Genomic DNA, 21,478 nt, shown 5'->3' with positions numbered 1-21,478 from the left:
GATCTCGGTGTCGCTCAGCGGCTGAAGCGGCGAGGGTGGGGAAGACGGCGGAGGTGAGGGCGGCTTGTCGGTCACAGGCGCTCCATCTTCGGCATCCATACGCGCAGGAGCGAGAACAGGCGCTCCAGGTCGACGGGCTTGGCGAGGTAATCATTGGCGCCGGCTGCGAGGCACTGCTCGCGGTCGTCCTTCATGGCCTTGGCGGTGATGGCGATCACCGGCATCTTCTCGAAGCGCGGGTCGGCACGCAGGCGCCGCGTGGCTTCCAGGCCATCCATCTCCGGCATCATCACGTCCATCAGCACCAGATCGATCTCGCGCACCTGGTCGAGTTTCTCGAGCGCCTCGCGGCCGTTGCGGCCGATCTCCACCGCCGCGCCGCGCTGCTCCAGCGCACTCGTCAGGGCAAAGATGTTGCGCACGTCGTCGTCCACCAGCAGGATGGTGCGGCCCTCGAAGATGCGGTCGCGCCCGCGCGCGGTCTTCAGCATGCCCTGACGCTCGGTGGAGAGCGAGGCCTCCACCTTGTGCAGGAAGAGCGTCACCTCGTCGAGCAAGCGCTCCGGCGAGCGGGCACCCTTGATGATGATCGAGCGCGAGTAGCGCTGAAGCTCCGTCTCCTCGTCGCGCGTGAGGTTGCGACCGGTGTAGACGATGACCGGCGGGAACGACACGATCTCTTCCGCCGCCATGGCCTTGAGCAGCTCGCTGCCCTGCATGTCGGGCAGCCGCAGGTCGGTGACCATGCAGTCGAAGACGCGCGTGCGCAGCAGCTCCAGCGCTTCTTCGCCGGAGCCGACGGCGACGATCTCGATGTCGTCGTCGCCGATCAGCTTGATCACGGCTTCGCGCTGCAGCTCGTCGTCTTCCACCAGAAGCACGACCTTGACCTTCTGCGTGAGCTTTTCCTCGAGCCGGCCGAACACCTTCATCAGCTCGTCGCGGGTGGCCGGCTTCAGCGCGAAGCCGATGGCGCCCATGTGCAGCGCGGCGGCCTGCGCGTTGTCGGCGGCCGAGACCACGTGGATCGGGATGTGGCGCGTGTGCGGCGAATCCTTGAGTTTCTGCAGCACATCGAGGCCGGTGCTGTCGGGCAGACGCATGTCCAGCAGGATCGCATCGGGCACGAACTGCGTGGCCAGCTCGAAGCCGTCGGCCGCGCCGTGCGCCACCAGGCACCGGTAGCCCAGCTCGTGCGCCAGGTCGTAGAGGATGTGCGCGAACTGCGGCTCGTCCTCGATCACCAGCACGCGCCGCACCTGGTCGCGCGGGATCGCGCGGTCATCGTCGAACTGCGGTGCCGGCACCACGGCCCGCGGCGAGGGCGCCTGCGGTGCGACCGCGACGGGCGCGGCAGCGGGGCTGCGGTTGCCGGGCGCATAGGTCGGCACGCTCCGGGGGGCGGTGGCCTGTTGCGCCGAAGCCTGCGGCGCGAGGGCCGGCAGTTGCAGGATGAAGGTGCTGCCCTTGCCGGCTTCGCTCTGCACGGTGAGCGTGCCGCCCAGGAGGTGCGTGAGGTCGCGCGAGATCGACAGGCCCAGCCCCGTGCCGCCGTAGCGCCGGCTGGTGGTGCCGTCGGCCTGGCGGAAGGCCTCGAAGATCAGCTCGTGCTGCTGCGGGTCGATGCCGATGCCCGAGTCCGACACCGCGAAGGCCGCGCCGCCGTCCGCCGTGGCAGAGACCACCAGCGCCACCTCGCCCTTGTCGGTGAACTTGAGGGCGTTGGACAGCAGGTTCTTCAGGATCTGCTCGACCCGCTGCCGGTCGGTGACCAGCGAGGCCGGCGCGCCGGGCTGCACTTCGAGCCGGAAGCTCAGGCTCTTCTGCATCGCGAGCGGGCTGAAGGTGCTCTCCAGGCTCTGCCCCAGCCGTGCGAGCGACACGTCTTCGGGCACCACCTCGAGCTTGCCCGCCTCGACCTTGGCGATGTCCAGGATGTCGTTGATCAGCACCAGGAGGTCGTTGCCCGACGAATAGATCGACTCGGCGAACTTCACCTGCTCCAGCGTGAGGTTGCCCTGGGGGTTGTCGCCCAGCAGCTTGGCCAGGATCAGCGCGCTGTTGAGCGGCGTGCGAAGCTCGTGCGACATGTTCGCGAGGAACTCCGACTTGTAGCGGCTCGCGCGCTGCAGCTCGTCGGCACGGTCTTCCAGGTCGCGCTGCACCCGGCGCAGGGCGGTGTTGCGCTGGTCGAGCGCCTCGGTGCGCTCGGAGAGCTGGCTGTTGGTCTGCTCCAGCTCGGCCTGCTGGTTCTCCAGCATGGCCTGGGAGGCGCGCAGGGCGCGCGACTGCTCTTCGAGCTCTTCGTTGGCGGTGCGCAGTTCTTCCTGCTGCACCTGCAGTTCCTCGTTGAGTTGCTGGGTCTCCGCCAGCACTTCCTGCAACTGCTCGCGGTAGCGGGCCGCCGCGAGCGAGGTGCCGATGTCGTCGCACACCACCTCCAGCAGCTGGCTCGCGCGCTCGTCGGGAGCGCCGGGCAGGCCGAGCTCGACCACGCCGTTGACGATGCCGTCGCTCATCACCGGCATCAGCAGCACGGTGTTGGGCGCCATCTCACCGAGGCCCGAGTTGACCTTGAGGTAGCTGGCGTCGATCGGGTCGATCAGCATGCGGCGCCGCTCGGCGGCGGCCTGGCCCACCAGGCTCTCGGTGGGCGAGAAGACCTGCGGCGAGGCCTCCGCATCGGCCGAGAACCCATAGCTTGCAGCCCGGCGCAGCGGACCGTGGCGCTCCCGCACATACATCGCGCCGACGCTGCTGCCCAGGTGGCGCGAGAAGAAGGCGAGGATCTTGCGGCCCATGTCCGGCGCGGTCAGCTCGCCGACCAGTTCGCCCACCAGCTCGGTCTGGGCGCCGCGCAGCCACGCTTCCTCCGACAGCCGCTGGGAATGCGCCGTCTGCTCCTTGAGCACGACGTCGTAGCTGTCCGACAGCCGCACCAGCTGGCGGCGGCCGAAGTAGGCGATCAGCGCGGTCAGCGTCAGCGTGAAGAACAGGAAGAGCCCGACCACCCACCAGCTGGTGCGGTTGGCGTCGTTGTTGCGCTGGAAGCGCAGGGTCTGCTCGGTGTCCATGAACGCGGTGTATTCGGCGCGCATGTCGTCGGTCAGCCGCTTGCCGCGGCCCAGGCGCACGATGGCCTGGATGTCGCCGCCGGCGCGGCGGGCCGTGATCATGTCGCGGGCGAATTCGTTCCAGGCTTCCTGCAGGCCGGCGATGCGATCGACCCGCTCGACCTGTTGCTGGTTGTCCGACACTTGCTTGCGCAGCGCATCGGTGTCGGGTTTCAGACGCGGCAGGGCGCTCTGGTAGGGCTCCAGGAAACTCTCTTCGCCGGTGAGCAGGAAGCCGCGCAGGCCCGTTTCCATGTCGATGCTGCGGCGCTGTAGTTCGCTGGCCGAACGGGTGACGCGGTCGGTGTGCTCGACCCAGCTGATGGTCGAGAGCAGGAACAGGATGAGCCCGACGAACACCACGGCGCCGAACAGTCCCCCGAGCATCGGGAGCTTGAGATTGCGACTCAGCAGACGGTCGAAGTCGTGGGGATCGATGGCGGCAGGAGTTTTCATCGGCACATTTGTAAGCAAAACTTGTCGAGTTTTGCCGAAAAGGGAGGGTCATCCTGTCGGAGAAGACCCCGAGACAGGACACATTGACCATGAACGTTAACACTGTGTCTCTCGCTATACTGTGATTTCATACAGTCATTCGAGAGATGGCCCCGGCTTCCTCCACCTCGCCAGATCCGGCTTCGGCCGCCTACGTCGTTTCCGTCAAGGCGCTCTGCGCCTTCGGCGCGAAGGCGGGCGACCTCGACCTGCGCTTCGTGCCCGCGCCCAGCGCGCTCGAAGGCATGGCCGGCCATGCGCTGGTGCAGGGGCGGCGGGGCGGTAACTATCAGAGCGAGGTGTCGCTCGAAGCCCGGCATGGCGCGCTGCGCGTTCGCGGCCGTGCCGACGGCTATGCGCCCGACGAACCCCGCGTGGAAGAGATCAAGACCTTCCGCGGCGACTTCGACGCCCTCCGCGGCAACCACCGCGCGCTGCACTGGGCACAGGCCCGCACCTACGGCTGGATGCTGTGCGAGCAGCATGGCCACGCGCAGATGACGGTCGCGCTCGTCTACCTCGATCTCGCCACCGGCGAGGAAACCGTGCTCGAGGAACGCCACACCTGGGATGCGCTGCGCGTGCACTTCGAATCGTTGTGCGACTGCTACGCCGCGTGGGCGCAGCAGGAAGCCGACCACCACGGCGCGCTCGACCGAACGCTGGCGCAGCTCGCATTCCCGCACCAGTCCTTTCGCACCGGCCAGCGCGAACTGGCCGAAGCCGTCTACCGCGCCGCCGCCGGCGGGCGCTGCCTCATGGCGCAGGCGCCGACCGGCATCGGCAAGACGCTGGCCACCCTCTTTCCGCTGCTCAAGGCTCGCGCGGCTGGGAAGCTCGACAAGGTTTTCTTCCTCACCGCCAAGACCTCCGGCCGGCCGGTGGCGCTCGATGCGCTGCGAGTGCTCGGCAAAGGCTGTGCAGCGGATGGCGCGCAACCGCGCGTGCTCGAACTCGCGGCGCGCGAAAAGGTCTGCGAGTACCCCGACCGCGCCTGCAACGGCGACTCGTGCCCGCTCGCCAAGGGCTTCTACGACCGCTTGCCCGCCGCCCGCATCGAAGCCGCACAGACCGGCTGGCTCGACCGGCAGGCGCTGCGGCAGGTCGCGCTGCAGCACACGGTGTGCCCCTATTTCCTGGCGCAGGAAATGGCCCACTGGAGCGACCTGATCGTGGGCGACTACAACTATTACTTCGACGGCAGTGCCTTCCTCTTCGCCACGATGAAGGACGCCGGCTGGCGCGTGGCGGTGCTCGTGGACGAAGCGCACAACCTGCTGGAGCGGGCGCGCGGCATGTACACCGCGCAGCTCGAAGGCGGGGCGCTCGAAGAGGCGCACCGCATCGCGCCCGCACCGGTGCGCGGCCCGCTCGCACGGCTCTTTCGCGAGTGGGACACCGTGCAGCAGTCGCAGAACGAGAACTACGAAACCGCCGACGAGATCCCCGAGCGTTTCGTGCGCGCGCTGCAGGCCGCCAACACGGCCATGGCTGAGTACTTCGCCGCCAAGCCCGAGGCCGCGCAGGGGCCGCTGCAACGCTTCTTCTTCGATGCGCTGCACTTCGCCCGGCTCGCCGAGGTGTTCGACGACCACTCCGTGTTCGAGCGCACGCTCGGCATCACGCAACAAGACCGCACCCTGGCCATCCGCAACCTCGTGCCTGCGCCGTTCCTCGAAGGACGGTTCGCGGATGCGGTGTCGGTCACCTGCTTCTCGGGCACGCTCTCGCCCTTCGAGTTCTACCGCGACGCGCTCGGCCTGCCGCCGGACACCGCGCTGCTCGACGTGGCCTCGCCGTTCAACAGCCGGCAACTGCGCGTCGAAGTGGCGATGGACGTCTCCACGCGCTTTCGCGATCGCGCCGGATCGCTGGGCAACGTGGCGGGCATCATCGGCGCCCAGTTCGAGCGCATGCCCGGCAACTACCTGGCCTTCTTCAGCAGCTTCGACTACCTGGAGAGCGCTCGCGCCGCCTTCTCGGCGCGGCACCCCGGCGTGCCCGTGTGGACGCAGACGCGCGGCATGCTCGAGGCCGACCGCCACGGTTTCATCGCGCGCTTCGAGGAGGGCGGCCGAGGCATCGGCTTCGCCGTGCTCGGCGGCGCGTTCGGCGAGGGCATCGACCTGCCGGGTAGCCGCCTCGTCGGCGCCTTCGTCGCGAGCCTGGGGCTGCCGCAGTACAACGCGCTCAACGAGATCACGCGCGAGCGCATGCAGTCGCGCTTCGGCAAGGGCTATGAATACACGTATCTCTATCCGGGCCTGCAGAAGGTGGTGCAGGCGGCCGGGCGCGTGATTCGCACGGAGGAAGACCAGGGCGTGCTGCATCTGCTCGACGACCGTTTTGCACGAACGGAGATCCGCGAACTGCTGCCGCGCTGGTGGCATGTGGAGGTGGGAAGGGCCGGCGATGCGCGCCGTTAGACGCCTCGAACACGCAGGGCAAGACGACCTGTTCGGCGGAACGCCCGCGGCCGTCATCGAAGGGCTGCGCTACGAGCGCGAGTTCCTGTCGAGGGATGAAGAGGCCGGGCTGCTGCGCATCGTGCAGGCCTTGCCGCTCAAGGAGATGCGCTACAAGGAATACACGGCGCGCCGCCGCGGCACCAGCTTCGGCGGCAGCTACGACTTCGACACCAACCGCCTCAAGCCCGGTGCGCCGCTGCCCGAGACGCTGCATCCATTGCGGGCGAGAGCGGCGGCATGGCTCGGCATTGCGCCCGAGGAGCTCACCCACATGCTGATCGCCGAGTACCAGCCCGGCACGCCGCTCGGCTGGCACCGCGACGTGCCGGACTTCGAAGAGATCGTAGGCGTCTCGCTCCTCGGCGATGCGGTGATGCAGTTCAGGCCCTATCGGCCGGGCGGGGCATCGACCTCCGATGCGGGCAACGTGCAGTTCCTGATCGAGCCGCGCTCGATCTATCTCTTGCGCGGTCCGGCGCGATGGGCCTGGCAGCACGCGATTGCGCCGACCGAAGCCTTGCGCTACTCGATCACGCTGCGCACCTCGTCCACACGTCGTCCGCGCGCCGCAGAAAATTCCAATTGACACCGCGAATACCTTCTTCTAATCTCCGACCCCACGACAGCACTCGCCCTTGAGTGCACGTCGGGCAGCAACATCGCTGCTTCACATACCGGCTATGAAAGCCCTCGAACAACGCGCAAGCGGGGTCGAGGGCTTTTTGCTTTTTGGAGCTTGAATGACAGTGCAGGAAGAAGAAGGCTTGGGTTTTCCGGACCTCGTCGTGGCGAGCGTGCAGATGGAGCCGCACGTGGGCCACACAGCGGCCAACGTCGCACGGTCGGTGCAACTGATCGAAGAGGCGGCCGCACAGGGCGCATCGATCGTGGTGCTGCCGGAACTGGCCAACAGCGGCTACGTGTTCGCCAGCCGTGCCGAGGCCTTCGCGCTGGCCGAGCCCGTGCCCGACGGGCCGAGCACGCAGGCCTGGGCCGATGCGGCCCGGCGCTGCAACGTGCACGTGGTCGCGGGCATCGCCGAGCGCGAGGACGACCGCCTCTACAACGCGGCCGCGGTGCTCGGCCCGCGCGGCTGGCTCGGCACCTACCGCAAGCTGCACCTCTGGGGCGACGAACACCTGTTCTTCGAACCGGGCAACAAGGGGCTGCCGGTGTTCCACACCGAGCTCGGCCGGCTGGGCGTGATGATCTGCTACGACGGCTGGTTCCCCGAGGCCTATCGCCTGCTCGCGATGCAGGGCGTCGACATCGTCTGCATGCCGACCAACTGGGTGCCCATGCCGCGGCAACCCGCGGACCGCCCGGCCATGGCCACCACGCTGGCGATGGCCAGCGCGCACAGCAACGGCATGAACATCGTCTGCGCCAACCGCACGGGCACCGAGCGGGGCCAGCCCTTCGTCGGGCAGAGCGTGATCGTGGGCGCGCAGGGCTGGCCGCTGGCGGGGCCCGCCTCGCACGATGGCGAGGAGATTCTTTTCGCCCGCATCAACCTCAAGGCATCGCGCCAGGCGCGCCACCTGAACGCGTTCAACGATGTGCTGCGCGACCGCCGCGACGACATCTACGACCCGATGCTGGGCACGGGCTGGCCGCTGCCGCGGCACTGAACCCACGGTTTCTTTTTCCGCTGTCACCCACTCAACTTTTCCATCGACCCCCAAGAGGACTCTGAACATGAAGATCGCTTCCCTCCTGCGCCTCGGCGCCATGACGGCCGCCACCTTGCTGGCTGCCCACGCCCAGGCCGCCGACCCCTTACGCATCGGCGTGGCGGTCGGCCTGTCGGGCGCCAACAGCGTCGTGGCGCCGGCCGCGGTGCAGTCGTCGCAGCTGGCCGTCGACGAGATCAACGCCGCCGGCGGCATCCTCGGCCGCAAGGTCGAGCTGGAGATCGTGGACGACGCCTCCGGCGCCGTCGGCGCGCAGAAGGCCTTCGACACGCTGGTGTTCCAGAAGAAGGTGGCAGCCATCATCGCGATGGAGAACAGCGCGGCGCGCAATGCGGCGCTGCCGGTGGTGAGCAAGGGCAAGGTGCCCTACATCTACACCTCGTTCTACGAGGGGCGCTCGTGCAACAACTGGATGTACGTGAACGGCTGGGTCCCCGAGCAGCAGGTCGCACCGGTGGTCGACTACTTCCTCAAGAGCAAGAACGCCAAGACCTTCTTCCTTGTCGGCAACGACTACGCCTTCGGCCGCGGCATGCTCGACTTCACCCGCAAGTACATCGAGCAGAAGGGCGGCAAGGTGGTGGGCGAGGAATACCTGCCGATCGACGGCAGCGACTGGACCTCGGTGATCTCCAAGCTGCGCGCCGCCAAGCCCGATGCGCTCATCAGCGCCACCGCGGGCGGCGCGCCCAACGTCTCGCTGGCCAAGCAGCTCAAGGGCGCGGGCCTCACGCTGCCCTACGGCAACCTCGCGATCGACGAGGGCACGGCAAAGACCATGGGCGACGTGGCCAGCGGCATGTACATGTCGGCTTCGTACCTGACGGGCATCGACATTCCCGAGAACAAGAAGTTTCTCGATGCGATGAAGAAGAAGTTCGGCGCCGACCTGAAAACGCCCAACGAGTTGTCGGAGCCGCAGTACGAGGCCTTCTTCCTCTACAAGGCCGCCGTTGAAAAGGCCGGCTCGACCGATGCGGCCAAGGTGGTCAAGGCGCTCGGCGAGGTGTCGTTCACCGGCCCGCGCGGTGCGGTGTCGATGAACAAGAGCCGCCACACGCCACTGTCGATGCGCCTGGGTCAGGTGCAGGCGGATGGATCGATCAAGATCCTCGAGACCTTCGCGAGCGTCGATCCCGGTGCCCAGTGCCCGAACCTGAAATAACGTCGCAGAAACAACGTCGCAGACAAAGGCCTCTACATGGTGCTGTTGCTGGATTTGCTCACGACCGCCGCGATGCTCTTCATCGTCACCGCCGGGCTGATGATGATCTTCGGGGTCATGAAGATCGTCAATTTCGCCCACGGCGCGCTGCTCACGCTGGGCGGCTATGCGAGCTACGTGGTGACCCAGCTCAAGCTCGACCCGTGGCTGAGCTGGCCGCTGGCGCTGGTGGTCGGCGTGGTGGCGGGCATGGCGGTGGAATGGCTGATCGTGAAACCGCTCTACAAGCGTCCGCTCGACGCCATCCTCGCGACCTGGGGGCTGGGCATCGTCATCGGGCAGTCGATCGTGATGGCGTTCGGGCGCGAGGTGCAGTTCGTCGACGCGCCGCTCGCGGGCACCTGGTCGATCGGCGGCGTGGACTACTCGGCCTATCGCCTGCTGCTGGTGCCCATCGCCATCGCGCTGTGCCTGCTGCTCACCGCGCTGCTGAACGGCACGCGCTTCGGCATCCGCACACGCGCGGTGATCATGAACGAGGAGCTGGCCAGCGGCCTGGGCATCCACGCGGGACGCGTGCGCTTCATCACCTTCAGCCTGGGTGCGGGGCTGGGCACGCTGGCGGGCACGATGATCACGCCGCTGTCCAGCGTCGATCCGAACATGGGGCTGCCCTGGCTGGTGAGCGCCTTCATGCTGGTCATGGTGTCGGGCCATTCGATGCCGAGCCTCTTGCTGACCTGCGTGGTGTTCGGGGCCTGCCAGGTGCTGGTGAGCACCTATGCCAATCCGGTGCTCGGCGGACTGACCATCGCGGTGCTCGCGGCGGTCACGCTGCGCATCCGTCCGAAGGGGTTTGCCCGTGGCTGAGAACATGGCAATCGCCTCCACGGCGCCTGCTTCGCTGCGCGCCACGCTGCGTTCGGGCCGCGGGCTCTCGGTGCTGGGCGGCATCGGCCTGCTGCTGATCGTGGCCGGGCCCTGGGTGTTCGACACCTACCTGCTCAACATCCTCGTCAAGGCCTTCTTCTTCGCTATCGCCGCGATCACGGTCGATGTGCTGTGGGGCTACACGGGCTACCTGAGCTTCGGCCAGTCGGCCCTCTTCGGCATCGGCGCCTATGCGGCGGGGCTGGTGTTCACGCACAGCGGTTTCAGCATGTCGACGGCGCTGCTGGCGCTGGGCGCCGCCATCGCCGTCAGCGCGGCAGTCGGGGCGCTGGTGGGGTGGCTGTCGTTCTACCGGGGCGCCTCGCCGTTCTTCGCGACGGTCATCTCGCTGGTGCTGCCTATCGTGCTGACGCAACTGCTGCTGTCGGGCGGCCAGTGGACGGGCTCCAGCTCGGGCCTGACCGGCTACGAGAGCTTCGACTTTTCGATCGAGGCCTGGTACTGGGTGGCCGGGGGCATGCTCGTGCTGTTCGGCCTCCTGGGCTGGCTGCTGGTGCGCAGCGACGCCGGACGCGTGCTCGCCGCCATTCGCGACAACGAATCGCGCTGCACCTACCTCGGCATTCCGACCGCGGCGGTCAAGATCGCGCTGCTGACCGTCATGGCGATGGTCGCGGGCATCGCCGGCTTCGGCTACGGCGCGTTCAGCGGCGTGGTGGCACCCGAGCTCACCGGCTTCGCGCTGGGCACCGAGCTGATCATCTGGGTCGCGCTGGGCGGGCGGGGCACGCTCTGGGGGCCGCTGATCGGCGCGGTGCTGATCAACGTGGCCACGGCTTATCTCAGCGGCAGCATGCCGTTCGCGTGGCAACTGATCGTCGGCGTGGCCTTCGTGTTGGTCATCGTGCTGCTGCCGCAGGGGCTGGTGCCGCTGCTGCTCAAGCCCTTCGGGCTGGGCCGCATCGCCGCGCGCGTTCCGGTGCTCGAAGCACGACAGGGCAGGAGCGTGGCGGCAGAGGCAACCGAGCCGGCCCTGCACATGCAGCAGGTGGCGAAGCACTACGGTGCGCTCAAGGTGCTGCAGGGCATCGACCTGGAAGCGCGCGCCGGCGAGTTGGTCGGGCTGATCGGGCCGAACGGCGCGGGCAAGACCACGCTGATGCGCTGCATGAGCGACGGGGCCGAGCGCAGCGCCGGCACCGTGAGGCTGTGCGGCCACGACATCCGAGACCTGCCGCCCGAGGCCTGCGTGCGCTTCGGCCTCGGGCGCAAGTTCCAGAACGCCAACATCTTCGAGTCGCTCACGGTGGCGCAGTGCCTTCGCATCGCGGGCACCCTGCTCGAGAAGCCCTCGCTGGTGCGCCAGGAGGCCGCGCTGCGCCTGCCGGCCTATGCGCTCGACGTGGTGCGCACTACCGGGCTCGACGCCAAGCTGGCCACCGTCGCGCGCGATCTCTCGCACGGCGAGCAGCAGGCGCTCGAACTCGCGATGGTGCTGGCGCTGGAGCCGCGCATCGTGCTGCTCGACGAGCCGACCGCAGGGCTCACCAAGACCGAACGTTCGCAGATCGGCGAGGTGCTCTCGTCGCTCGCGCACCGCCATGGCCTGTGCTGCCTGCTGGTGGAACACGATCTCGATTTCGTCGAGCAGATCGCCACCCGCATCGTGGTGCTGCACCAGGGAACCATCGTGATGCAGGGCAGCTTCGAGGAGGTGGTGAATTCGCCGCTGGTGAAGACCATCTACGCCGGCAGCGCGCACGCACCGCAGGAGGCCGCATGAGCGAAGACCAGACGAAGGCATTGCGGCTGGAGCAACTGAGCAGCGGCTACGGGGCTTCCGTGGTACTGCGCGGGCTGTCGCTGGACGTCGTAGCCGGCGAGGCCGTGGCGCTCCTGGGCAAGAACGGCATGGGCAAGAGCACGCTGCTCAAGACCGTGATGGGCTACCTGCCCAAGAAGGGCGGCCACGTCCACCTGAACGGGCAGGACATCACGCGGCAACCGCCGCACCGCATCGCGCGGCAGGGCATCGCCTATGCGGCGCAGGAGCAGGCGCTGTTCGCCGACCTGAGCATCCGTGACAACCTGCGGCTGGGACTCGCGAAAGAGTCCGTGTTCGACGAGCGCTTTGCGGACATCGAGCCGCTGTTCCCGGTCTTCAAGACCCGGCTGAAGCAGGACGCGGGCACGCTCTCGGGCGGTGAGCAGAAAATGCTGCTGCTCGCCCGTGCCCTGATGATGCGGCCCACGATGATCCTGCTGGACGAGATCACCGAAGGGCTGCAACCCTCGGTCATCGACCGGCTGGCCCGCGCGCTGATGGACGAACGCGCCCGGCGCGGCACCGCGATGCTGATCGTGGAGCAGAACGTGCCGTTCGCGCTCCAGGTCGCCGACCGCTATGTGGTGCTCAAGCAGGGCGAGCTGGTGGACGAGGGAAATGCGAAGGCCCCAGGTGCCGCAGCGTCCGTTTTCGATCACCTGCGTGTCTGACTTCGGACGCGGAGGCACGGATTCTGCTGGTGCCTTCTTGAATGACGATGGAGAAAGCCGATGACCACTGACAAACCCGCCCCCGCCGAAGACGGCTGGCGCATCGGCGTGCTGCATTCGCGCTCGGGCGCGACCGGCGTGACCGAGTCGGAGCACTTCTTCGGAACCGCGCTGGCCATCGAGGAAATCAACGGCCTCGGCGGCGTACTAGACCGCCCGCTGCTGCCGGTGGCCTACGACCCCAAGGGCGATGCCGACGAATACCGGCGGCTCGCCACCCGGCTCTTACTGGAGGACGAGGTCAACGTGATCTTCGGCTGCTCGCGCTCGTCCAGCCGCAAGGCGGTGTTGCCGGTGATCGAGCGCAACAACGCGCTCCTTTGGTATTGCTCGTTCTACGAGGGCTTCGAATACTCGTCCAACGTCATCTACACCGGCGCGGTGCCCAACCAGAACAGCGTGCAACTCGCGGCCTACCTGCTGAAGAACCGGGGCCGGCGCTTCTTCCTGATCGGCGCCGACTACATCTTTCCGCGCGAGTCGAACCGCGTGATGCGCGAGATGGTCGAGCAGCACGGCGGCGAGATCCTCGACGAGGTCTACGTGCCGCTGGAGGCTTCCGAGACTCAACTGCAGGACGTCATGCGCGACATCGCCGATGCGCAGCCCGACGTCATCTTCTGCACCATCGTCGGCCAGTCGGCCCGGCGCCTCTACCAGATCTACCGCGAGCACGGGCTCGATCCGCAGCGCATGCCCATCGCCAGCCTGTCGATGGTGGAGGAAGAGGTTCGCATGACCGGCGCCGACGCCTGCGCGGGGCACATCACCTCGGCCACGTACTTCAGTTCGCTGAAGAACGAATGCAACGACCGCTTCAGCGCGCTGTGGCGCAAGCGCTATGGCGACCGGCCCACCAGCATGTGGTCCGAGGCGGCCTACAGCCAGGTCCACCTGTTCGCGCGGGCGCTGGAGCGCAGCGGCAGCCTGGACACGCGCAAGCTCGTCAACGCCGTGCGCTCGGTGCGTTTCGAGTCGCCCGAGGGGCCGCTGTCCATTGATGCCGAGAACAATCACACGTTCCTGACCCCTCGCATCGGCGTGTGCCGCAGCGACGGACAGTTCGACCTGTTGTGGGAAGGGGCGGGGCCGGTCAAGCCGGACCCTTATCTGTCGACCTTCGGTTTTTCCGAGTTCTGGCTGAGCTGACCCAATGAGCAGCTTGCGTCGCCTCTACGATGACCTGCGCAGCATCTGCGTCGCGGTGGTGTACCCACCGGGCGAGGATCGCGACATCCTTCTCGACCAGCTCAAGCGCATCGGCTGCCGGCTCAAGATCATCTGGCCCTTTCCCTCCGCGCCGCCCACCGGGTGCGATGTGATCTTCTTTCAGGTCTCGCAGGAACTGCAGGACAGCACCAGCTGGTGCGCCAGCGCGGTGGAGGCGACGCTGATCGCGCTGTCCGACTACGAAAGCCCGACCACGCTGAAGCTGCTGCTCGACACCAGCGCGCACGGCGTGCTGACCCGGCCGTTCCGTTCGTCGGGCGTGCTGAGCACGCTGGTGCTGGCGCGTTCGTCGCGCGGCTACCAGGAGCGGCTGCAGAGCAAGGTCAGCAAGCTCGAAGAGACGATCAGGTCGCGCCGGCAGATCGAGAAGGCCGTTCGCATGCTGGCCGAAACGCAGTCATTGACCGAAGCCAAGGCCTACGAGCACATGCGAACGCGTGCCACCACGCTGCGGGTTACGGTGGCGGAAGTGGCGTTGATGGTGGTGGAGGCGCACGAGGCGATGGAGAAGCTGGGCCTCGGGCGCCTGCGCGAGGGCGGCGGCGGGAGCTGAACGGGGGCAGATGCTGCCCCCAGGCCGCTGTCGTCAGACCGTGGCCATGCACCGGGTCATCGCGCCCGATGCTTCATCGCGAGCCGCCTCCTCGGCGGGATTGAATCTGATTGCTGCCGCCCACATGGCTTTCGCGGTCGTGGCGGCTCTCGGGCGTGCGGCGCGGCTCGTTGCGGGAGGTGGGTTGCTGGTGGCCCGCCTTGTTGTGCGCCGAGGGCTGCGTGGTGTCGCTGTCGTCGCGTTCGTTCGTGTCTTCGCGGGTATCGATGGTGCTGGGTTTCGTCATCGGGGCTCCTTGCATGGATGGATGAATGAATGTGCGGGTGAAAGCACCTTTCTCTTCCCGTGGCTGGCCGTGTCATGTGGGAAGAGGCCGACCCCGGGCGTCGGCCATGCCGCGCGGGTGGCTGCGCGTGGCCTGAGTGCGGCTTCCATGGGCAATGGCCGCGTTATTCGGTTCCTCCTACACGGGCGAAGGCTGCCCACCGACGATTCGCGTTGCATGGCTTGCCTACCTTGGGTCGAAGTTTCTTTTTCTTTCGATTCATGTGGCCCACCGTCATGCTTCAACCTGCTCCCGACGATGCCCTCCTGCAATTGCAGCTTCGCCACGGCGGCGACCTGGCGCTGAAGCATCTGGTCGATGCGCGCATCGACGCGCTTCCACGGCCCGGCGCCGGCCAGACCCTCGCGCGCTGGCGCGTGCTGGCCGAAGTGGCGGCGCATGACCTCTCCTTGGTGAAGCTGTTCGAGGGGCACACCGACGCGCTCGCCATCCTGGCCGAACTCGGCGGCACCCCGGACACGCCGGCAGGCGCATCTTGGGGAACGTGGTGCGCGGAGCCGCCCGATGCACGCGTCACGCTCGATGCGCAACAGAACGGCCGCGTTCGCCTGAGCGGCACCAAGGCTTGGTGCTCGGGCGCAGCAACCGTGTCGCACGCTGTCGTCAGCTGCTGGAATGCGGCCGGCGAGCCGTGCCTGGCGGCCGTCGCCATGGACCAGCCCACCGTCTGGGTGACCGAGAACGGCTGGCATGCCGTTGGCATGGCTGCAAGCGCCAGCGTCGATGTTCGGTTCAACCGCGCGGTGGCCACGCAGATCGGCCGGCCCGGCGACTATGTGAGCCGCGCCGGCTTCTGGCAGGGCGGCGCGGGCATCGCGGCCTGCTGGTTCGGCGGCGTGCTCGGCATTGCGCGCATGGTCCAGCAGCGCAAGGGGCCCAAGCCGGACGCTCACCGCCTCGCACATCTCGGCGCCATCGACGTCGCACTGACCGCAGCGGCCGCGCAACTGCGTGAAGCCGCCGCCTGGATCGACCGCCATCCGCAGGACAACGCGCAGCGCATCGCCTTGCGCGCCCGCCTCGCCGTGGAACAGGCCGCCAACGAGGTGATGCACCACGCCGGCCGCGCGGTCGGCGCGGGCCCGCTCTGCCGCGACCCGCGCTTCGCCCGCGCGATGGCGGACCTGCCGGTGTTCCTGCGCCAGAGCCATGCCGAGCGCGATCTCGCCGCCCTCGGTCAATTCGCTGTGAACGAGCAAGAGGAGCCATCGTCATGGACGCTGTAGCGCAACGACGCGCCATCCGGGGGGAGGGCACGACCGAGGCCGAGTGGAGCCGCTGGCCCGGCCTGGCACGCCTGCCCGCGATCACCCCGCAGGACCTGGTTCCGAAGAGCGCCCGCGCGGTGGTCGTCGCGCCGCATCCCGACGACGAGGTGCTCTCGGTCGGCGGCCTGCTCGCGCAACTGGCCGCGTGCGGCCGACCTGTCGAGGTGATCGCGGTCACCGACGGCACCGCCAGCCACCGGGGCTCGACCGAATGGTCCGTCGAGCGGCTTGCACGCACCCGGCCGCGCGAGAGCCTGAAGGCGCTCCAGTGCCTCGGCCTCGCCATCGAACCCATCCGCCTGGGCCTGCCCGATGGCGGCCTGAAGGGGGTGCGCGCCGTGCTCGCGGCGCGGCTCGTGTCATTGCTGCGGCCCGGCGACGTGGTGTTCACCACTTGGCGCCGCGACGGCCACCCCGACCATGAAGCGACCGGCGAGGCCTGCGCGCTGGCCGCCGCCAGCACCGGCGCGCGGCTCGCGGAAGTGCCCGTGTGGGGCTGGCACTGGTCGCGCCCCGGCGACGTGCGCATGCCCTGGCAGCACGCCTTCCGGCTCCCGCTCAGCGAAGAGGCGGTGCGGCGCAAGCGCGCGGCCGTCAATGCGTTCACCAGCCAACTGCGGCGCGATGCGTCCACCGGCTCCGGCCCGGTGCTGCGCGCCACCACCGTCCAGCGCGCGGCGCGCCCCTTCGAGGTGATCTTCCTGTGAGCGCCGGCAACAATGACCAGCGGCCTTATTTCGACGCGCTCTATTCGGCCAGCGAAGACCCCTATGCGCTGCGCCAGCGCTGGTACGAAGCGCGCAAGCGGGCGCTGCTGCTGGCGGCCTTGCCGCAGGCGCGCTACCGGCGGGTCTACGAGCCGGGCTGCGGCATCGGCGAGCTCACGCTGGCGCTGTCGCACCGCTGCGACCATCTGCTGGCGAGCGATTTCTCGGCGCATGCGGTGGCGCTTGCACGAAAGCGCACCGAGGGCCGCGCCAACGTGCGCATCGCGCAGCACGTGCTGCCTGCCGACTGGCCGCGCGAGGACGGCCGCTTCGACCTCATCGTGCTGAGCGAGCTGGGCTACTTTCTCGACCGCAACGACATGCAGCGCCTGGCCAGTTGCTGCGAAGAAACGCTGGAAGCCGACGGCACCCTCGTCGCCTGCGACTGGCGCCCCGATTTCGCGCAGCGCAGCCTGTCCACGAAGGATGTGCACGGCGCGCTCGCCGCGCTCGGGCTCGCCCGGCTGGCGCTCCATGAAGAAGACGATTTCGTGATGCAGGTCTGGACCCGCGACAGCCGCTCGGTGGCCGAGCGCGAGGGCATCCGGTGATCGGCGTCGTCATTCCCGCGCACAACGAGGGCGAGCGCATCGGCGCGGCGCTCGAGGCGGTGCTGCATGCGGCGGCACACCCGGCGCTCTTCGGTGAAACGGTCGGCGTGGCGGTGGTGCTCGACAGCTGCAGCGATTCGACGGGCGCGGTGGTCGCGCAATACCCCGTCACCGGCATTGCGCTCGATGCCCGCAATGTCGGCATCGCACGGGCCCGCGGCGCGGAGTTGTTCGTCGGCGGCGGCGCGCGCTGGCTCGCCTTCACCGACGCCGACACGCTTGTCTCGCCGGATTGGCTGGTCAAGCAACTGGCCGAGAACGCCGATGTCGTCTGCGGCTCGATCGGGGTGGAAGACTGGGGCGTGTATGGCCTCGAAGGCAGCGCGGTGCAGGCGCATTTCGCGACTCACTATGTCGATGCCGACGGCCATCGGCACATCCACGGCGCCAACCTGGGCGTGTCGACCGAGGCCTATTGCCGCGTGGGCGGGTTCCCGCCGCTGGCGTGCAGCGAAGACGTGGCACTGGTCGAGGCGCTGCAGGCGGCCGGGGCGCGCATCGCATGGAGCGCGGGGCCGCGCGTGACGACCAGCGCAAGAACCGATGCGCGCGCCCGCGGCGGCTTCGGCGACACCATCCTTGCCATGGTCGCGTCGCTCGCGAAGCCGCCCGAACCAGGACTCAGCCCATTCGGGCAAACCGCAGCCTGAGCGGCTCACGTTGAGCCTGCATCGCGACGGACAACGCTGACGCGCATCGCGTCCGTCTTCTTACCCGCGTCGCGATTCGCACGCCCAGCATGTGAAGCTTCTCAACCTGAAGGAGCGATGACCATGCCAAGAGGCGACAAATCGTCCTACACGGACAAGCAGAAACGCAAGGCCGAGCACATCGAGGAAGGCTATGAGCACCGCGGTGTCGGCAAGGGCGAAGCCGAAAGGCGCGCCTGGGCCACGGTGAATGCCGAGACCGGCGGCGGCAAGAAGAGCGGATCGGGCCGCGGCAAGGCCGAGAACCATGCGCCGTCGCGCAAGGGCGGCCACAAGGGCGGGGCGGCTGCAGCATCCCGCACTGCCGCGGAGCGCTCGGCGTCCGCGAAGAAGGGCGCCGCCACGCGTAAGCGCAATGCCGCCGAGAAGCGGTCGTAAGGAGATGGCGATGCACATCATCCTGGGCGCTACGGGCCACGTCGGCTCGTCGCTCGCGCAAGCCCTGCTGGCGCGCAACGAGCCGGTTACCGTGGTTACGCGCGATGCGCGCCACGCAGAGTCGCTGAAGACGAAGGGCGCCCATGTGGCCGAGGTCGACGTGTTCGACACGGCCGCGTTGCACCGCGTGATCGCGAGTGGGCAGCGGCTCTTCGCGCTCAACCCACCGGCGCCGCCATCGACCGACACGGTCGCCGAAGAGCGCAGGAGCCTGCACGCCATCGTGGCCGCGCTCGAGGGCTGCAAGCTCGAGAAGATCGTTTGCGAATCGACCTACGGCGCGCAACCCGGCGACGGCATCGGCGACCTCGGCGTGCTGTACGACATGGAGCAAGCGCTGCGGGCAGCCGGCGCAGCACCGGTCAGCGCCATCCGTGCGGCCTACTACATGAGCAACTGGGACGCCTCGCTGGAAACCGCGCAGAAGGAAGGCAAGGTCCACAGCATGTACCCGCCCGACTTCAGGCTGCCGATGGTCGCGCCGCATGACCTCGGGGAGTTCGCCGCACGGCTGATGCTGGGCGCGGCCGAGGCCTCGGGGCCGCACTACGTCGAAGGGCCGAAGCGCTATTCGCCGGGCGATGTTGCGCGGGCGTTTTCTCAGGCGCTGGGGCGATCTGTGGAGGTGGCGGTGACGCCGCCCGAGCAGTGGGAGCAGGCGTTCCGGTCGCAGGGATTTTCAGAGGCTGCAGCGAAGTCGTATGTGGCCATGACCCGCATGACGCTGGAGAGCAAGGAAGAGCCAGGGAAGCCGGAGCGCGGGGCGACTTCGCTGGACGAATACATCACGGCGCTGGTCAGGAAGAACACAGGCTGAGTGGGCCGGGCCGGCAAGTCGGCGGACAACGGCGTCTAGGAGATGCTGGCGATCAACGACCACCAGTTCCTCGTGATCGAACGCTCGGGCGTGCAGGGTGCCGACGGCGTCTACGTCAACTACATCCGCCTCTACCAGATCGACATCGCCGGTGCCACCGACGTCCGCGCCATCGCGAGCCTGGCCGGCGCCGACTACAACCCGTGCAGAAGCGCCTGGTGCTCAACCTCAACACACTGGGCCTGAAGAAGCTCGATAACATCGAAGGAATGACCTGGGGCCCGAAGCTCGCCAACGGGCATGACACGCTGGTGCTGGTGTCGGACAACAACTTCAATGCCGCGAGCCAGATCACGCAGGTGCTGGCTTTCGAGGTGGTGGGGAAGTAGGGCTGGGCTAGCGCGCAGGGCCTGTGCGGTTCAGCATCCAGTGTCCGCCGAAACGGTCGGTCAGCTTGCCGTAGCGCTGCATCTCGAACATCGGACTTTCTTTGGGCCATGACGGGCCGGAAGATCACGCTTGGCGTCGGTCGACCTCACGGACAAAGCAGGTTTCGCCGTCCAGCACGTACTCGCCTCCGGCCTTCCAAAGCCGATAAGCAGGCTCCAGATCGAACGCTGGCTCGCCCTTGCGCAGACCCAGCGTCTTGAGCATTCCATGCGACGCCCGGGCCGGCCGCAGGAATTCGACATTCAGGGCCAGCATCAGCCAATCCCGAAGCACGAAGCTGGCCGCGATGCCATAGCAGGCCTCCTTGAGGCAGTACATCCAACGTGGATGATCCTGGCCGGTATAGCGCAGTTCGTCGTCGAACCTGGCCATCGCCGCTGCGGCGGGTTCATAGACCGGATCGTCGGGACTGCCCGGCTCGAAATGAAGACGTGCCAAGACATCGGCTTCAGCGTCGAGGTCACGTCGGCGCAGGAACGCCACCCGCTGAGCGATGTCCTGCTTGGCAAGTTCCATCAGCGCGGACATGGGCAAGGCGTTGCGTTGCAACGGGTAGACATACCAGTAGAACTTTTCTTCACCATCCGTGAGCACCGAGGTTTTGCTCAACAGATGGTCGGCAAACAGTTGCTTGAGCCGAGACAGGAACTTGTGGGAATTCGGCAGTTCGCCGAACAGGTCGTCGAACTCGGCGGGGTCCGCGTCCTTGATGAGCGCGGGGAAATGAGACCAGTCGTATTCCTTCTCGCCTCGCTTGACCTGTTGCCATAACTTCACGATGTCGTCCGCATCGTCCGGGTGCGGTACATCGTCCGGGTCGGCGAGGTAGGCGAAGCGATGGAGCGGCACGTGGATGTTGGCAACGAGCATCCCGCCGGCGCTGGCGAGCGGCTCGGAACCCTCGGGCCACCACCTCATGTCGGTGCGCCCCCATTCGGGGCCGATGGCTGCATCGAGGCCGGTCCAGATGTCGTGCAGCGTTCTCTTCCGAGCCTCGTATTCCGGCGTGTACATCTCGACGTTCTTGCCCGGCAGTTCGAGGAGCCATGCCTCGATCAGGTGTCCCTCTCCCGGGCCAATGTCGTCGGGTGCCTCGTGGCAGATCTGGTTGATGAATCCCTTGCGCCACTTTCCGGGCAAGGATGCGTAGATGTGGTGGTTGGCACCGCCCGGTGCACGGCTGCCGTAGGCAATGAGAACCGAGGAATGGTTGTTGGGCGCAGTCATGCGAAAGATGCTGGATGCCGATCTCTGTCGGCGGACTCTTGATGCGTGGCGCATCGTCACATACGCTCCAACCATGATCAGTCAACAAGACGCTGAGGCGTTGTACCAAGCCTACGAACGTGCCCTCGGCGCGCTGGACGAGGCTGAAGCATTGCTCTGGAACATACCCGAGGGGCCTGCACGCGACAAGCTGCTGCATGCGCACAGTGACGTCACCGTGGACATGCTTTCCAGGCTGCGTGCCCCATTGGTTCTTCAGTTTCCCGAACTCGACACGGGCACTCCGAATGGGGTCCCCAGCACATTGCTGGAACCGGATGAGCAGGACGCAGTGAGTCGGCTGACTGCAGCACAGACGCGCGAGATCGATGAGTTCCTTCTTGCGGCTTGCGCGCCGTCGTGGAAAAAGGTTGCGAGCGTGGTCGGCATGGCGTCGACGCGCGGGGCCAATCAGTTCGCGGACATCCCATATGGGTACTTCGTGCAGAGGGTGAAAGTATTGGTCGAAGCGGGACAACTGGAGTCGCAAGGCAACCTCGATCACATGCGCCACAGCGAGGTCAGGTTGCCCGGCAACTGAAATGAAGGGCAATCCAGGCTCTTTAGTCTGGATCGGCCATTGGGCTGTCCGATAGACGAAAAAACAGCCTTCTATCGGCGGAAATCAGACATTCCACCA

At 67.4% G+C, this 21,478-nt stretch carries 19 protein-coding genes and 1 pseudogene; 17 read left to right on the top strand and 3 right to left on the bottom strand.

Going from position 1 to position 21,478, the window contains the following annotated elements; all coding sequences use genetic code 11:
- Positions 1-71 precede the first annotated feature (71 nt).
- Positions 72-3,569, bottom strand: coding sequence for a response regulator (locus ACSFA7_RS07260; protein WP_435498744.1), 3,498 nt, complete (start codon positions 3,567-3,569; stop codon positions 72-74).
- 146 nt (positions 3,570-3,715) lie between these two features.
- Here ACSFA7_RS07260 and ACSFA7_RS07255 point away from each other — a divergent pair, with 146 nt between their 5' ends.
- The 9 genes from ACSFA7_RS07255 to ACSFA7_RS07215 all read left to right on the top strand — a co-directional run bounded on the left by ACSFA7_RS07255 (position 3,716) and on the right by ACSFA7_RS07215 (position 14,165).
- Positions 3,716-6,034 carry an ATP-dependent DNA helicase gene (locus tag ACSFA7_RS07255; protein WP_435498743.1) on the top strand — a complete coding sequence of 773 codons (2,319 nt, stop codon included), beginning with the start codon at positions 3,716-3,718 and terminating at the stop codon, positions 6,032-6,034.
- Positions 6,021-6,662 (top strand): alpha-ketoglutarate-dependent dioxygenase AlkB, encoded by a 642-nt coding sequence (locus ACSFA7_RS07250; protein WP_435498742.1) that lies wholly within the window; start codon positions 6,021-6,023, stop codon positions 6,660-6,662. The genes ACSFA7_RS07255 and ACSFA7_RS07250 overlap by 14 nt, the downstream gene beginning before the upstream one ends.
- A gap of 154 nt (positions 6,663-6,816) precedes the next feature.
- Positions 6,817-7,707, top strand: a complete 891-nt coding sequence (locus ACSFA7_RS07245) for a nitrilase family protein (protein ID WP_435498741.1) — start codon at positions 6,817-6,819, stop codon at positions 7,705-7,707.
- Between the two features lie 67 nt (positions 7,708-7,774).
- Entirely contained in the window at positions 7,775-8,935 is a 1,161-nt protein-coding gene (locus ACSFA7_RS07240; protein WP_435498740.1) for a substrate-binding protein, read from the top strand.
- Positions 8,936-8,971: 36 nt separating this feature from the next.
- Complete coding sequence (locus ACSFA7_RS07235; protein ID WP_435498739.1) at positions 8,972-9,805, top strand: branched-chain amino acid ABC transporter permease; 834 nt, start codon at positions 8,972-8,974, stop codon at positions 9,803-9,805.
- A 4-nt stretch (positions 9,806-9,809) separates the two neighbouring features.
- Complete coding sequence (locus ACSFA7_RS07230; RefSeq protein WP_435498738.1) at positions 9,810-11,609, top strand: ABC transporter permease subunit; 1,800 nt, start codon at positions 9,810-9,812, stop codon at positions 11,607-11,609.
- A complete protein-coding gene (locus ACSFA7_RS07225) occupies positions 11,606-12,322 on the top strand; it encodes a branched-chain amino acid ABC transporter ATP-binding protein (RefSeq protein ID WP_435498737.1) in 717 nt (238 codons plus the stop codon). Before ACSFA7_RS07230 ends, ACSFA7_RS07225 begins: the two co-directional genes overlap by 4 nt.
- Positions 12,323-12,382: 60 nt before the next feature.
- On the top strand, positions 12,383-13,531 hold the full coding sequence (locus ACSFA7_RS07220) for a transporter substrate-binding domain-containing protein (RefSeq protein WP_435498736.1): 1,149 nt from the start codon (positions 12,383-12,385) through the stop codon (positions 13,529-13,531).
- A gap of 4 nt (positions 13,532-13,535) precedes the next feature.
- Positions 13,536-14,165: an ANTAR domain-containing response regulator gene (locus ACSFA7_RS07215; RefSeq protein WP_435498735.1), complete on the top strand. Its 630-nt coding sequence runs from the start codon at positions 13,536-13,538 to the stop codon at positions 14,163-14,165.
- 73 nt (positions 14,166-14,238) lie between these two features.
- On the opposite strand, the gene ACSFA7_RS07210 is transcribed toward ACSFA7_RS07215, so the two are convergent.
- Positions 14,239-14,451, bottom strand: a complete 213-nt coding sequence (locus tag ACSFA7_RS07210) for a hypothetical protein (RefSeq protein ID WP_435498734.1) — start codon at positions 14,449-14,451, stop codon at positions 14,239-14,241.
- Between the two features lie 275 nt (positions 14,452-14,726).
- On the opposite strand from ACSFA7_RS07210, the gene ACSFA7_RS07205 reads away from it, so the two are divergent.
- The 7 genes and pseudogenes from ACSFA7_RS07205 (at position 14,727) to ACSFA7_RS07175 (ending at position 19,511) form a co-directional block, all read left to right on the top strand.
- Positions 14,727-15,737 (top strand): acyl-CoA dehydrogenase family protein, encoded by a 1,011-nt coding sequence (locus ACSFA7_RS07205; RefSeq protein WP_435498733.1) that lies wholly within the window; start codon positions 14,727-14,729, stop codon positions 15,735-15,737.
- Complete coding sequence (locus ACSFA7_RS07200; protein ID WP_435498732.1) at positions 15,725-16,486, top strand: PIG-L deacetylase family protein; 762 nt, start codon at positions 15,725-15,727, stop codon at positions 16,484-16,486. The genes ACSFA7_RS07205 and ACSFA7_RS07200 overlap by 13 nt, the downstream gene beginning before the upstream one ends.
- A complete protein-coding gene (locus ACSFA7_RS07195; protein ID WP_206173429.1) occupies positions 16,483-17,097 on the top strand; it encodes a class I SAM-dependent methyltransferase in 615 nt (204 codons plus the stop codon). The genes ACSFA7_RS07200 and ACSFA7_RS07195 overlap by 4 nt, the downstream gene beginning before the upstream one ends.
- Complete coding sequence (locus ACSFA7_RS07190) at positions 17,094-17,807, top strand: glycosyltransferase family 2 protein (RefSeq protein WP_435498731.1); 714 nt, start codon at positions 17,094-17,096, stop codon at positions 17,805-17,807. The genes ACSFA7_RS07195 and ACSFA7_RS07190 overlap by 4 nt, the downstream gene beginning before the upstream one ends.
- Before the next feature lie 123 nt (positions 17,808-17,930).
- Entirely contained in the window at positions 17,931-18,245 is a 315-nt protein-coding gene (locus ACSFA7_RS07185; protein WP_435498730.1) for a plasmid stabilization protein, read from the top strand.
- A 10-nt stretch (positions 18,246-18,255) separates the two neighbouring features.
- Positions 18,256-19,122: an NmrA family NAD(P)-binding protein gene (locus ACSFA7_RS07180; RefSeq protein WP_435498729.1), complete on the top strand. Its 867-nt coding sequence runs from the start codon at positions 18,256-18,258 to the stop codon at positions 19,120-19,122.
- Positions 19,123-19,164: 42 nt separating this feature from the next.
- Positions 19,165-19,511 (top strand): annotated as a pseudogene (locus ACSFA7_RS07175) (esterase-like activity of phytase family protein).
- Positions 19,512-19,635: 124 nt separating this feature from the next.
- Here ACSFA7_RS07175 and ACSFA7_RS07170 read toward each other — a convergent pair.
- The gene (locus ACSFA7_RS07170) at positions 19,636-20,799 is read right to left on the bottom strand and encodes a hypothetical protein (RefSeq protein ID WP_435498728.1); all 1,164 of its coding nucleotides are present in this window, start codon (positions 20,797-20,799) and stop codon (positions 19,636-19,638) included.
- A 73-nt stretch (positions 20,800-20,872) separates the two neighbouring features.
- Here ACSFA7_RS07170 and ACSFA7_RS07165 point away from each other — a divergent pair, with 73 nt between their 5' ends.
- Positions 20,873-21,379, top strand: coding sequence for a DUF3658 domain-containing protein (locus ACSFA7_RS07165; protein ID WP_435498727.1), 507 nt, complete (start codon positions 20,873-20,875; stop codon positions 21,377-21,379).
- Positions 21,380-21,478: the final 99 nt, after the last annotated feature.

The sequence above is a fragment of the Variovorax trehalosi genome (assembly GCF_051216415.1).
In the GTDB taxonomy this organism is placed as follows: domain Bacteria; phylum Pseudomonadota; class Gammaproteobacteria; order Burkholderiales; family Burkholderiaceae_C; genus Variovorax.
Note: the sequence above shows the minus strand (reverse complement) of the source record. Positions and strands in the feature narration are given on the sequence as shown.